This window comes from Kineococcus rugosus (genome assembly GCF_050871975.1).
In the GTDB taxonomy this organism is placed as follows: domain Bacteria; phylum Actinomycetota; class Actinomycetes; order Actinomycetales; family Kineococcaceae; genus Kineococcus.
On sequence record NZ_JBJLSJ010000024.1, the window covers coordinates 1 to 13,058 of the forward strand.

Annotated in this window: 12 protein-coding genes; 6 read left to right on the plus strand and 6 right to left on the minus strand. The window is 74.8% G+C overall.

What is annotated here, in order from left to right:
• Positions 1 to 39: 39 nt before the first annotated feature.
• The 3 genes from ACRYM6_RS14485 to ACRYM6_RS14495 are packed head-to-tail and all read right to left on the minus strand — an operon-like array spanning position 40 to position 2,197.
• Positions 40 to 645, minus strand: a complete 606-nt coding sequence (locus ACRYM6_RS14485) for a MarC family protein (RefSeq protein ID WP_432543590.1) — start codon at positions 643 to 645, stop codon at positions 40 to 42.
• Positions 642 to 1,493, minus strand: a complete 852-nt coding sequence (locus tag ACRYM6_RS14490; protein ID WP_432543591.1) for a PHP domain-containing protein — start codon at positions 1,491 to 1,493, stop codon at positions 642 to 644. The genes ACRYM6_RS14485 and ACRYM6_RS14490 overlap by 4 nt, the downstream gene beginning before the upstream one ends.
• Before the next feature lie 35 nt (positions 1,494 to 1,528).
• A complete protein-coding gene (locus tag ACRYM6_RS14495) occupies positions 1,529 to 2,197 on the minus strand; it encodes a DUF6758 family protein (RefSeq protein ID WP_432543592.1) in 669 nt (222 codons plus the stop codon).
• A gap of 109 nt (positions 2,198 to 2,306) precedes the next feature.
• Between ACRYM6_RS14495 and ACRYM6_RS14500 the strand changes: the two genes are divergently transcribed.
• The gene (locus ACRYM6_RS14500; protein WP_432543593.1) at positions 2,307 to 3,884 is read left to right on the plus strand and encodes an aminopeptidase P family protein; all 1,578 of its coding nucleotides are present in this window, start codon (positions 2,307 to 2,309) and stop codon (positions 3,882 to 3,884) included.
• 29 nt (positions 3,885 to 3,913) lie between these two features.
• Here ACRYM6_RS14500 and ACRYM6_RS14505 read toward each other — a convergent pair whose 3' ends face one another.
• Entirely contained in the window at positions 3,914 to 4,753 is an 840-nt protein-coding gene (locus tag ACRYM6_RS14505; protein WP_432543594.1) for a YflT domain-containing protein, read from the minus strand.
• A gap of 140 nt (positions 4,754 to 4,893) precedes the next feature.
• On the minus strand, positions 4,894 to 5,496 hold the full coding sequence (locus ACRYM6_RS14510; protein ID WP_432543595.1) for a Dps family protein: 603 nt from the start codon (positions 5,494 to 5,496) through the stop codon (positions 4,894 to 4,896).
• A gap of 61 nt (positions 5,497 to 5,557) precedes the next feature.
• On the opposite strand from ACRYM6_RS14510, the gene ACRYM6_RS14515 reads away from it, so the two are divergent.
• From ACRYM6_RS14515 to ACRYM6_RS14530, 4 genes are all read left to right on the plus strand, one after another.
• Positions 5,558 to 6,865 carry a magnesium transporter MgtE N-terminal domain-containing protein gene (locus tag ACRYM6_RS14515; protein ID WP_432543596.1) on the plus strand — a complete coding sequence of 436 codons (1,308 nt, stop codon included), beginning with the start codon at positions 5,558 to 5,560 and terminating at the stop codon, positions 6,863 to 6,865.
• The gene (locus ACRYM6_RS14520) at positions 6,858 to 7,535 is read left to right on the plus strand and encodes a DUF1003 domain-containing protein (protein WP_432543597.1); all 678 of its coding nucleotides are present in this window, start codon (positions 6,858 to 6,860) and stop codon (positions 7,533 to 7,535) included. Before ACRYM6_RS14515 ends, ACRYM6_RS14520 begins: the two co-directional genes overlap by 8 nt.
• Positions 7,532 to 9,295 (plus strand): GspE/PulE family protein, encoded by a 1,764-nt coding sequence (locus ACRYM6_RS14525; RefSeq protein WP_432543598.1) that lies wholly within the window; start codon positions 7,532 to 7,534, stop codon positions 9,293 to 9,295. Before ACRYM6_RS14520 ends, ACRYM6_RS14525 begins: the two co-directional genes overlap by 4 nt.
• A 67-nt stretch (positions 9,296 to 9,362) precedes the next feature.
• Positions 9,363 to 10,409, plus strand: coding sequence for an NAD(P)-dependent alcohol dehydrogenase (locus tag ACRYM6_RS14530; protein WP_432543599.1), 1,047 nt, complete (start codon positions 9,363 to 9,365; stop codon positions 10,407 to 10,409).
• Positions 10,410 to 10,415: 6 nt separating this feature from the next.
• On the opposite strand, the gene ACRYM6_RS14535 is transcribed toward ACRYM6_RS14530, so the two are convergent.
• Positions 10,416 to 11,774, minus strand: a complete 1,359-nt coding sequence (locus ACRYM6_RS14535) for a Gfo/Idh/MocA family protein (protein ID WP_432543655.1) — start codon at positions 11,772 to 11,774, stop codon at positions 10,416 to 10,418.
• A 137-nt stretch (positions 11,775 to 11,911) separates the two neighbouring features.
• On the opposite strand from ACRYM6_RS14535, the gene ACRYM6_RS14540 reads away from it, so the two are divergent.
• Entirely contained in the window at positions 11,912 to 13,057 is a 1,146-nt protein-coding gene (locus tag ACRYM6_RS14540; RefSeq protein ID WP_432543600.1) for an Mrp/NBP35 family ATP-binding protein, read from the plus strand.
• The last annotated feature ends 1 nt before the right edge of the window (position 13,058 follow it).

Consider the following 13,058-nt stretch of genomic DNA (forward strand, 5'->3'; position numbering starts at 1 on the left):
GGCCCCTGCCGTTCGGCAGGGGCCCTTCCGCGTCCGCGCTCAGGCCTCGTTGAGCACGAACGAGCGCACGGCGTCGGCGACGAGCTGGACGGCGATGGCCGACAGCAGCAGCCCGGCGACCCGGGTGACCAGCAGGACCCCGGAGTCCCCCAGCACCTTGTGCACGAGCCCGGCGAACCGCATCGCGAGCCAGAGCGTGACGTGGACGGCGAGCACCCCCAGGGCGACCGCGGACCAGTCCGCCCAGCCGTCCGACTGCTGGACGAAGACCATCGTCGCCACGATGGCCCCCGGCCCGGCCAGCAGCGGCGTCCCCAGCGGGACCATCGCGACGTTGACCCCGACCGTGCTCGTCGGCTCGTCGCCCTTGCCGGTGAGCAGCTCGAGGGCGATGAGCAGCAGCAGCAGGCCACCGGCGGCCTGCAGGGCGGGCAGCGAGATGTGCAGGTAATCCAGGATCTTCTGCCCGAAGACGGCGAAGGCGACGATGACGCCGAGGGCCACGAGGACGGCCTGACGGGCGGCCCGGGACCGCTCGACCGCGCTGAAGCTGGACGTGAGGCCCAGGAAGATCGGGACGGTCCCCAGCGGGTCCATGATCACGAACAGGGTGACGAAGCTCTCGCCGAACAGTTGCCAGTTCACGGGAGCGGGTGCACCGCGCGCGTCGAGACGGCGAGCGCGTCGAGGCGTTCCAGGGACTCGGGGTCGGTGGTGTTCTCGCCCAGCCGGTTCTGCTTGCCCGCGCCGTGGTAGTCGCTGGAGCCGGTGATGAACAGGTCCAGGTCGCGGGCCAGGTCGCGCAGGTGGGCGCGCTCGCCGTCGGAGTGGTCGCGGTGGTCGACCTCGAGGCCGGCCATCCCGGCCTCGGCCATCGCCTCGATCTCGGAGTCCGCGATGCAGCAGCCGCGCTTGGACGCGGCCGGGTGGGCGACGACGGGCACCCCGCCGGCGCGCCGGACGCGGCGCACGGCCTCCACGGGGTCGGGGGCGGTCTGCGGCACGAAGTACTTGCTGCGGCCCGACAGCAGCGTCGCGAACGCCTCGTCCCGGTCGGTGACGACACCGCGGGCCACGAGGGCGTCGGCGATGTGCGGCCGCCCGATGGTCGCGGCGCCGTGGACCTGCTCGAGGACGTCGTCCCAGCGCAGCCCGGTGTCGGGGGTCAGCCGCTCCACCATCTGGCGGGCCCGGCCGACCCGCGAGGCGCGGGACTCGGCGAGCATCCCCACCAGGACGGGGTCCTCGGGGTCGTGGAGGTAGGACAGCAGGTGCACGGACACCCCACGGAGCAGACAGCTGATCTCGACCCCCGGCACCAGCCGGAGTCCCAGTCGATCGGCCGCGGCCGTGGCCTCCTGCCAGCCCGAGCTCGTGTCGTGGTCGGTGAGGGCGACGACGTCGAGTCCGGCCTGCGCGGCGGAGGCGATCACGTCGGCCGGGGATTGTGTCCCGTCGGACGCCGTGGAGTGCGTGTGCAGGTCGATGCGCACCCGTCGACTCTACGCCGCGCGGCGCCCTCGTCCGTTCACGTGCGGGCCGGGACGGCCTCGGCGGCCCAGCGCAGCCGCGGCGACAGCGCCCCGCAGGGCACGTCGAGCTCGTGCGCGGGGTCGCGCAGGTCGACCAGGTGCAGGTCGTCCAGCAGGGTCAGCCCGGCCGCGGCGGGCCACAGCAGCGCCCACAGCCACACGGCCCCGGCCTCCCCCACCAGCACGGCGCGGTCGCCGTCGGCGGGCACGCTCCACAGCGGGGTCCAGGCCTCGGCGGCGTGCAGCCGCACGGCGGGCCGGCCGGAGGTGAGCCCCTCGCCGGGGTCGACGTCGTCCCGGCCGGCGAGGTGGGCGCCGAGGCCGGTCCCGGGCTGCTCGGCCACCAGCAGCACGTCCGCCACGGGCGAGCCGCCGGCGGGCCCGTGGTGGGGGCCGCTGACGGCCACCGCGACGGCCTGCGCCTCGTGCTTGCCGTCCCGCACGCAGCGGGTGCCGGTCACGAGCCAGCCGTCGGGCAGGGGCCACGGCAGCCAGACGGGCACGTCGGAGTGGCGGGCCACCCACGCCAGGTGCTCGGCGTCGGCCGGGTGCGGCGGTTGCAGCGGGACCACCTCCCCGTGGACCGCGCAGGTGTACCCCGAGTGCCAGATGCTGGGTGCCCGCACCGCGCCGTCGCAGCGGGGGCACTGCGAAGTACCGCCCATACCCCACGGTCACCCCGACCCGGCCCCACCGTCAACCTCTGCTCACCGTGCGTGCTCGGCGCTCGCGGGCGGGGTGACGGCCGCCCCCGGCGCGGGCGATGATGAACCGGTGACATCGCAGACGACGACCGGATCCGACGCGCAGGCCCGGGACACCACGATCGAGGACGTCCTGGACCGCCGGGCGCCCGAGGCGGGCGGCGCCGCCGTCGAGGGGCAGGCCGGGGACGCGCAGGGGGCCGAGGACGCCGACCGGCACCGCGCCGTGCCCCGCTCCGCCGCCTTCCGCCGCTTCATCGCCGACGGCTGGGGCCCGCGACCGGCGCAGGACCTGGACGCGGCGCCGTGGGCGCCGTACGCCGCGCGCCGCCGCGAGGTGCTGTCGTCGCTGTTCCCCGGCGAGCTGCTCGTCGTCCCCGCCGGCACCCTCGTCCGCCGCTCGAACGACACCGACTACCGGTTCCGGCCGCACTCGGCGTTCGCGCACCTGACCGGCCTGGGGACCGACCAGGAGCCCGACGCGGTGCTGGTCCTGCACCCGGACGGCGACGCCCACCGCGCGGTGCTGTACGTGCGCCCGCAGGCCGGTCGCGACACCGAGGAGTTCTTCGCCGACGCCCGCTACGGCGAGCTGTGGGTGGGCCCGCGCCCGACGCTGGAGGCGTTCTCGGCCCGGACCGGCCTCGCCGTGCACGACGTGGCGGCCCTCACCGGGGACCTGACGTCCTCCCTGGCGTCGGCGAAGGGGTCGCGGGTGCTGACCGAGGCCGACGCGGGCGTCACCTCGGCCCTGGCGGCGCTGCGCGGGCCGGTGCCGGACCGGGCCGACGACGAGTTCGCGACGGCCCTGTCGGAGCTGCGGCTGGTCAAGGACGAGTACGAGGTGGGGCAGCTGCGCGAGGCCGTCGCGGCCAGCGCCCGCGGCTTCGAGGAGATCGTCCGCGCCCTGCCGCGAGCGGTCGGCCACCCCCGCGGCGAGCGCGTCGTGGAGGCCGCCTTCGACGGCAACGCCCGCGTCGACGGCAACGCGGTCGGCTACGAGACGATCTCGGCCGCCGGCGACCACGCCTGCACACTGCACTGGATCCGCAACGACGGCCCGGTCGAGGCCGGTCAGCTGCTGCTGGTCGACGCCGGCGTCGAGGTGGACTCGCTGTACACCGCCGACGTGACCCGGACGCTGCCGGTGGACGGCACCTTCACCGAGCCGCAGCGCCGCGTCTACCAGGCCGTGCTGGACGCCGCGGAGGCCGCCTTCGCGGTCGCCCGGCCCGGGGTGCGGTTCCGCGAGGTCCACGAGGCCGCGATGCGGGTCGTCGCCGAGCGGCTGGAGGCGTGGGGGATGCTGCCGGTCGACGCGGCCACGTCGCTGCTCCCGGAGGGGCAGTTCCACCGCCGCTGGATGCCGCACGGCACCAGCCACCACCTCGGCCTGGACGTGCACGACTGCGCGCAGGCCCGCAAGGAGATGTACCTGGACGCGGAACTGCGCGAGGGGATGGTGTTCACCATCGAGCCGGGCATCTACATCAAGACCGAGGACGAGCTGGCTCCCGCGGAGCTGCGCGGCATCGGGGTGCGGATCGAGGACGACGTCCTCGTGACGGCCGACGGGGTGGAGAACCTCACCGCGGGCCTGCCCCGCACGCCCGACGCCGTCGAGGCGTGGATGGCCTCGCTGCGCTGAGGCGCGGGCCGGGCCGGGCCGGGCCGGGGTCAGCCCCGGTCGTCGCGGTCCTGGTCCTGGCGGACCGGGTGGGCGCCGCCCTCGGCGGCCTGGCGCGCGCGGGCCTCGGCGGCCCGCCGCTCCCGGCGCGCCTCCTCCACCTTCTGGGCGTACGTGGGCCCGGACAGGTCCATCGGCGGCGCGGGAGCCTCCTCGCGCGGCTTCTCGAACGAGGGCGGCGGCGGCTGGTCGGCCGGCGCCGACCCCGGCGGGGGCGGGGGCAGGTGGGCGCCGGGCGCGGCGGGGGGCGGGGCGGACGGGGGGCCCCAGGGCCGCGCGGTCGGGTCCGGCGCACCCCACGGCGCCTGGCCCGGGGTGGCCGTCCCGGTGCCCCGGCCCAGGCCGTTGGGCAGGCGGGACAGCACCTCGCGGGCCTGGGCGGCCATCTGCGGCAGGCAGAGCACGGTGTACTCCGAGGCCACGATCTGCGACGACGACGTGAAGTCGCGCCGCCCGCCGGTCAGGGCGTACGAGATGACCCCGAAGAGCATCCCGAACCCGGCCCCGATGAGCAGGCCGGTCAGCAGCGCGCCGGTGCCGCCGGACCCGAAGACCGACAGCATGAGGCCGATGAGCAGACCGAACCAGGCCCCCGAGACGGCGCCGGCGCCGGCCGCGCGCCCGTAGGTGAGGCGGCCGGTGACGCGCTCGACCATCTGCAGCCCGTTGCCGACGATGGTCACGTTCTGCACCGGGAAGTGCTCGTCGGAGAGGAAGTCCACGGCCCGCTGGGCCTCGGAGTACGTCGCGTAGCGGCCGATCGCCTCCCCCGACGGCGGGGTGGGGGTGGAGATCCGCTGCGGACCGCCCATGGGTCCGAGGTTCGACATGACGCTTCCTCACCGGTCCTGGCCCGTCCCGCGACGTCGGCGCGGGATCGGGGCGATGCTCTCGTGCGGAGATCACCGACATCCTGCCCAACGCCGCGGGGGGCGCGATCGTGCCCGTCCGGGCGGACGCCCGGGGACGGTCAGGAGGACTTGCGCTTGACCCCGGCGCGGCCGGCCTGGCGGGTGGCCTCGACCTCGGTCTGGGCGCCGGCGGTGCTCAGCTGCCCGCCGGAGGTCTCCAGGTGGGCGCGGACGAACCAGTGGTACTGCTCCAGCTGACCGGCCTGCGCGATGAGCAGGTCCTGGGTGACGAGGTCGAGGTCGTCGGTGGCCTCGATGGCCTTCCGGTGGTCCTCGATGACGCCCGCGTAGACGAGGTCGAGGGCCCCGAGGTGCTCGATGGCCCCGGCCCGCCCGATCGAGTAGTCGTCCCAGGTGCGGTCGGCGACGAGCGCGCCGGGGGTCCCCGACGGCGACAGCCCCAGGGTCGCGATCCGCTCGGCGGTGGCGTCGGCCATCTCCCGCACGGCGTCGACCTGCGGGTCGAGCATCTCGTGCACGGAGATGAAGTGCGGGCCCACGACGTTCCAGTGGATGTGCTTGAGCGTCAGGTGCAGGTCGGTCAGCGCGTTCAGGCGGTCCTGCAGGACCGCGGCGATGGCGGCGCCCTGCTCGTTGGTGAGCCCGGGGATCGTGTAGAGGGGGGTGCCCTCGGACTTCATCTTCTTGCTCTCCTTGGCCATGGCGCCACGGTAGGAGCGGGCCGGGGCCCGCGCGCGCTGGGAGCCCCTTAGCCTGGAACGTGTGACCGGACCCACCACACGTGTCTTCGCCGCCCGCCTGGCGGGCACGGCGGTGTTCGACCCGCAGGGCGACCAGGTCGGCCGGGTCCGCGACGTCGTGGGCATGCTCCGGCCGCGCGGGCCGGTCCGCGTCATCGGCCTGGTCGTGGAGGTCCCCGGCCGCCGGCGCGTGTTCGTCCCCATGACGCGGGTCACCTCGATCGACGCCGGGCAGGTCATCACCACGGGCCTGGTGAACATGCGCCGCTTCGAGCAGCGCGGCACCGAGACGCTGCTGCTGGCCGAGCTGCTGGACCGCACGGTCGAGCTCGCCGACGGCAGCGGCCAGGTCACCATCGAGGACCTGGGCCTGGACGCGGTGCGCGCCCGCGACTGGCACCTGACCCGCCTGTTCGTCCGCCGCGGCGGCGCTCCCCGCGGGCTGTCGGGCCGGTTGCGCCGCCGCGGGGAGACGATGACGATCCCCGTCGACGGGGTCGCGGGCGGGGTCGTCGCGCTGGCCTCCCCCGACCTGGACCAGGGCGCGACGAACCTGCTGGCGGCCTTCGAGGAGCTGAAGGCGACCGACCTGGCCGAGGTCATCCACGAGCTGACGCCCAAGCGCCGCCGCGAGGTCGCCGCGGCCCTGGACGACGAGCGCCTCGCCGACGTCCTGGAGGAGCTGCCCGAGGACGACCAGATCGAGATCCTGTCGGGTCTGGCCGGCGACCGGGCCGCCCACGTCCTGGAGGAGATGCAGCCCGACGACGCCGCCGACCTCCTCTCGGAGCTGCCGCCGGAGCAGGCCGAGCGGCTCATGGGGCTGATGGACCCCGAGGAGGCCGACCCGGTCCGCCGGCTGCTGGCCTACGACGACTACACCGCCGGCGGCCTGATGACGACCGACCCGGTGGTGCTGGCCCCGGACGCGACGGTGGCCGAGGCGCTGGCGCACGTGCGCCGCACCGAGCTCAACGTGCCGCTGGCGACGGCGGTGTTCGTGTGCCGCCCCCCGCTGGAGACCCCGACGGGCCGGTACCTGGGCGTCGCGCACCTGCAGCGGCTGCTGCGCGAGCCGCCGCACACGGCGCTGGGCCAGATCCTCGACAACGACGTCGACCCCCTGGCCCCCGAGGAGACGCTGCAGGCGGTGACCCGCCGGCTCGCGGCGTACAACCTGGTGAACCTGCCGGTGGTCGACGAGGACGGGCACCTGCTGGGGGCCGTCACGGCCGACGACGTCCTGGACCACCTGCTGCCGGAGGACTGGCGCGACGTCGACGAGGAGGTCCTCGACGGGCCCGGTGGGCAGGAGGCGGCCCGTGCGTGAGTCCCGCCAGAATCGCCGCGACCAGCGCCGGGAGGCGGTGTCGCTGGACACCCCCCGCGAGAGCCGGCGTCCGCTGCTGACCCGTCCGCAGGTCGACCCGGACGCGTTCGGGCGCGCCTCGGAGGCCTTCGCCCGCTTCATGGGCACGGGCCGGTTCCTCGTCTACATGACGGGGTTCGTCGCGGTGTGGCTGGCGTGGAACACCTTCGCCCCCGAGAGCGTGCAGTTCGACCCGCGGGCGCTGAACTACACGCTGCTGACGCTCATCCTGTCGCTGCAGGCCTCCTACGCGGCGCCGCTGATCCTGCTGGCGCAGAACCGGCAGGACGACCGCGACCGCGTCCTGAACGAGCAGGACCGCGCGCAGAACGAGCGGGGGCTGGCCGACACCGAGTACCTGACGCGGGAGGTGGCGGCCCTGCGCATCGCGCTGCGCGACGTCGCCACGCGCGACTTCGTCCGCTCGGAGCTGCGCTCGATCCTGGAGGAGCTGGCCGAGGAGGGCGGCACGGGCGTGCCCGCCCGCTCGCGCGACGCCAAGCGCAAGGGCGGGGGCAAGAAGCGCAAGCGGGACGGCTCGCCGTCGCCCACCGCCGGGCCGGGTGCGGCGGGCGCGCCCGCCGGGGCCGGCTCAAGTCCGGCGGGGGACGTGCCGACAGCGGACGGGTGACGACTCTCGACGACGGCCCCGGCGTCCCGGCCACGGGGCAGGTCCCGGCCCAGGGCGGCGCCCAGGTCCGCAAGCGCCTCGGTGACGTCCTCGTCGAGAAGGGCCTGCTGGTCCCGGAGGACCTCGACGTCGCCCTGGCCGAGCAGCGCAACGTCGAGGGCCCGCGCCGGCGCCTGGGCCAGATCCTCGTCGAGCTGGGGATGGTCTCCGAGGCCGAGCTCGCGCAGTGCCTCGCCGAGCTGCTGAACCTGGAGCACGTCGACCTCTCGCGCATCACCCTGGCCCCGGACGTGGTGCGGATCCTGCCGCGCGCGGTCGCCGAGCGCTGCCGGGTGCTGGTGCTGGACCGGACGCCGGAGTACCTGCTCGTCGCGGCCGCCGACCCGACGAACGTGCTCGCCCTGGACGACGTGAAGCTGTACACGCGCACGCCGGAGCTGCACGTCGTCGTGGCGATGGACTCCCAGATCCGCGACCAGCTGGCCCGGGCGTGGTCCCTGACCGAGGACACCTCGCAGGTGTCGCGGATGGTCGAGGACGCGACCGACGACGACGACGAGGACCCGCTCGCGGCCCTCAACGGCTCGGTCGACGACGACGCCCCCATCGTCAAGCTCGTCAACCGGATCCTGTCCGACGCCGTGCGGCTGCGCTGCTCCGACATCCACCTGGAGTCCCAGCGCGACCAGCTGCGGGTGCGCTTCCGCGTGGACGGCCTGCTGCGCGACGTGATGAGCGCGCCGAAGCGGGTGGCGCCCAGCGTCATCAGCCGCATCAAGATCATTTCCGGGCTGGACATCTCCGAGCGCCGCGTCCCGCAGGACGGCCGCACCCGCGTGGTGGTCGACGGCGCCGCGATCGACTGCCGCGTCTCGACGCTGCCGGCGCTGCACGGGGAGAAGATCGTCATCCGTCTGCTCACCCGCGGCGACGACGTGCCGTCGTTGCCGTCGCTGGGGTTCGAGCCCGAGCAGCTGGAGATCTTCGAGAAGGCGCTGAGCGTGCCGCAGGGGCTCGTCCTCATCACCGGTCCCACCGGGTCGGGGAAGACGAACACCCTGTACGCCGCGATCCACGCGACGATGTCGCCGGAGAAGAACATCATCACGCTGGAGGACCCGGTCGAGGTCCAGCTGCCCGGCATCACGCAGGTGCAGGTGCACGCGAAGGTGGGGATGACGTTCTCGGCGGGTCTGCGCTCGGTGCTGCGCCAGGACCCCGACATCGTCCTGATCGGTGAGGTCCGCGACTCCGAGACGGCCGAGCTGGCGCTGAAGGCGTCGATGACCGGTCACCTCGTGCTCACGACGCTGCACACGAACTCGGCCGTCGGGGCCCTGACGCGCCTGGTCGACATGGGGGCGGCGCCGTTCCTGGTGGCGAGCTCGCTGACGGCGGCGATCGCGCAGCGCCTGGTCCGCAGGCCGTGCGACTCGTGCGCCGACGGGTACATCCCGGACGACGACACCCTGGCGCTGCTGGACCTGACGATCGAGGACATCCTCGACGCGACCCCGCTGAAGGGCACCGGCTGCCCCGAGTGCGGCGGGACCGGCTACCGGGGCCGGACGGCGGTGTACGAGGTCCTGGACGTCACCCCGAGCATGCGCAAGGTGCTCATGCAGGACGCGACGGAGTCGGCGCTGCTGGCCGAGGCGGAGCGGATCGGGATGAAGACGCTGCGCCAGTCGGCGCTGGCGAAGGCGATGCGCGGGGAGACCACCTTCGAGGAGGTCATCCGCGTCACCGCCGGCGGTTGACCGACAGCTGTCGATCTGAGCGGCGTACCCTTCTCGACGCACCACTCGCCGAGGAGAGGAGACTGCCGTGCGCGCAGTCCAGTACCGGACCATCGGGGGCGCCCCGGAGGTCGTGGAGATCGAGACGCCGACGCCGGGACCCGGTCAGGTCCTGCTGGAGGTGACGGCCGCCGGGATCTGCCACTCCGACGACTTCGTCATGAGCCTGCCCGCCGAGCAGTACACCTACGGCCTGCCGCTGACGCTGGGGCACGAGGGCGCCGGCCGCGTCGTCGAGCTCGGCCCGGGCGCCGAGGGCGTCGAGGTCGGCACGGACGTCGTCGTGTACGGCCCCTGGGGCTGCGGCGTCTGCCACGCCTGCGCCCAGGGCAAGGAGAACTACTGCCCGCGGGCCGCGGAGCTGGGCATCGCCCCGCCCGGGCTGGGCGCCCCCGGCGCGCTGGCCGAGCACATGGTCGTCGACTCCCCCCGGCACCTGGTCCCGATCGGCGACCTCGACCCGGTGACGACCGTGCCGCTGACCGACGCCGGCCTCACGCCGTACCACGCGGTCAAGCGGTCGCTGGGCAAGCTGCGGGCCGGGTCGAGCGCCGTCGTCATCGGCACCGGCGGCCTGGGGCACCTGGCCATCCAGCTCCTGCGGGCCCTGTCCCCGGCCCGGGTGGTCGCCCTCGACGTCACCGAGGAGAAGCTCGCGCTCGCCACCGCCGTCGGCGCCCACGAGGTCGTGCTCTCCGACGCCGACGCGGCCGCGAACGTGCGGAGGGCGCTGGGCGGGCGGGGCGCCGACCTCGTGCTCGACTTCGTCGGCGCCCAGCCCACGATCGACACGGCGATGGCCGTGGCCGGCGTGGAGTCCGACGTGACGATCGTCGGGATCTCCAGCACGCCCGCGGCCGCGCAGGTCGGGTTCTTCCGGCAGGCCTACGAGGCGTCGGTCTCGGTGCCCTACTGGGGCACCCGCGGGGAGCTCATCGAGCTCGTCGAACTGGCCCACCAGGGCGTGCTCGACGTGCACACCGAGACCTTCTCGCTGGAGGAGGCGCCCACCGCCTACGAGCGCCTGCGCGCCGGGACCCTGACCGGGCGCGCGGTCGTCGTCCCCTCCCGCTGAGGACCCTCAGGAGCCGGCGAGCTCGGCTCCCAGGGCGGTGACGGCCGGGCCGAGGTCCAGGTCGGCCGTGCGCACGGCCCGGCCCGTCGCCAGCGAGGCGTTCCCCGCGATGCCGACGACGACCGACCGGACGCCGTCGCGCCAGGAAGCGGTGCGCTGCAACGGGTCCGGGCCCGGGCCGTCGAAGACGTCGCGCAGCAGCAGCGCGTCGCCGCCGCCGTGCCCGCCCTCGCCGCCGACGATCGGGACCTCGCGCGCGGTGCGGAAGTGCTGCTGGACGACGAGGCGCTCGGACACCGGCCGGGCCGCGTCGGCGCCCACGCCGTCGGGGTGCATGCTCGGGTCGACGACCACCCCGTCGGCTCCCCCGGCTCCCCCGGCCCCGTCGGCCGGCGGCACCGACCCCCGCTCCACGACGGTCAGCTCGGCCCGGCCGCGGGTGCCGTTGACGGCCACCACGTACCCCTCCCAGGGCGAGTGCGCGTTGAGCGCGTACGACATCGTCGCGGTCCGCCGGCCGGCGGCGTGGGGCACGGCGTAGTCGACGACCAGGGCGAGGTTGTCCTCGATGGTGATGCCGTCGTCGAAGACGTCCCGGTCGCGCAGGTACCCGTCGTACCGCTCGTTGTCGAGGTACAGCTCGCGGTAGGCGTCGTTCGCGGCGAGGTCCAGGCTGAAGGCGTCCCGGCGCCCGGCCTCGGACGTCCCGCGCTCGGGGCGGGGCCCGAGCCCGCGCGCGGCGGCGTTCTCGGCGCCGTAGAAGCGCAGCCCGCCGCTGGCGAAGACGCGGGTGGGGACGCCGGAGGTCCACCAGTTCACGAGGTCGAAGTGGTGGGAGCTCTTGTGGACCAGCAGGCCGCCGGAGTTCTCCTTCTGCCGGTGCCAGCGGCGGAAGTAGTCGGCGCCGTGGGCGGTGTCGAGGACCCACTCGAAGTGGACCGAGGTCACGTCGCCGATCTCGCCGTCGGCGATCACCTGCTTGAGGGCGCTGTTGCGCGGCGCGTACCGGTAGTTGAACGTGACGAGCACCTCACGCCCGGTGCGCTCGACGGCCTCGGCGATGCGCCGGACGCCGTCCTCGTCGGTCGTCAACGGCTTCTCCACCACGGCGTCGGCGCCGGCGTCGAGCGCGGCGACGACGTGCTCGGCGTGGAAGCGGTCGGGGGCGGTGACGATGACGCGGTCGATCCCGAGGCGACGCACGGCGTCGGCGAGGCCGGTGGGGTCGAGGTGCTCGGGGGCGGGCCGGCCGGCCTCGACGAGGCGGCGGGTGTGCACGGCCATCCGGCCGGGGTTGGTGTCGGCGAGCGCGACGAGCAGGTCGCCGCGCCCACCGGTGTCGGCGGCGAGGGCGGAGACGTACATCGAGGCGCGGGAGCCGGTCCCGACGAGGGCGTAGCGACGAGCGGGCACGTGGTCCTCCACGGTGAGGGAAGCGCTTTCCAGCGTCACCCTCCCACCGGGGGGCGGAGGGGTCAACCACCGCCCCGTACGCTGGGGGCATGTCGTCCACGCCCGGTCCCGAGAGCGTGCGCGCGGGAGTCCTGCAGGCCCTGAAGTCGGTCGACGACCCCGAACTGCACCGGCCCATCACCGACCTCGGCATGGTCGACGGCGTCGACGTCGACGACGCCGGGCAGGTCGACGTGCGGATCCTGCTCACCACCGCCGGCTGCCCCATGCGCGACACCCTCACCCGCGAGGTCACCGCCGCGGTGCGCACCGTCGAGGGCGCCCGCGCCGTGCGCGTGCACCTCGGGGAGATGAACGCCGAGCAGCGCCGCGCCCTGACCGCCACCGTCCGCGGCACCACCGGTGCGGCCCCGACCATCCCCTTCAACGACCCCGGCAACCTCACCCGGGTCTACGCCGTGGCCTCCGGCAAGGGCGGGGTGGGCAAGTCCAGCGTCACCGCCAACCTCGCCGCGGCCATGGCCGCCGACGGCCTGCGCGTCGGCCTGCTCGACGCCGACGTCCACGGGTTCTCCATCCCGCGCCTGCTCGACGTGCGGGGCAAGCCCACCAAGGTCGACTCGATGATCATCCCGCCCGTCGCGCACGGCGTCCGGGTCATCTCCATCGGGATGTTCGTGCCCGGCAACCAGCCCGTGGCCTGGCGCGGCCCGATGCTGCACCGCGCCCTGCAGCAGTTCGCCTCCGAGGTGTTCTGGGGCGACCTGGACGTGCTGCTCCTGGACCTGCCGCCGGGCACCGGCGACGTCGCCATCAGCGTCGGGCAACTGCTGCCGCGGGCCGAGATCGTCGTCGTCACGACCCCGCAGGTCGCCGCGTCGGAGGTGGCCGAGCGCGCCGGGTCCGTCGCCGCGCAGACCGAGCAGCGCGTCGTCGGCGTCGTGGAGAACATGAGCTGGCTCGAGCTGCCCGACGGCCAGCGCCTGGAGGTGTTCGGCTCCGGCGGCGGGGCCGTCGTCGCGCAGTCGCTGACGCACAAGCTCGGCACCGACGTGCCCCTGCTGGCGCAGGTGCCGATGGACGTCGCGCTGCGCGAGGGCGGCGACGCCGGGGCCCCCGTGGTGCTCACGCACCCCGACTCCCCCGCCGCCCGCGTCCTGCGCGACCTCGCCCGGACCCTGGCCCGCCGCCCGCTCGGGCTCGCCGGCCGGCGCCTGGGCGTCAGCGTGGCCTGAG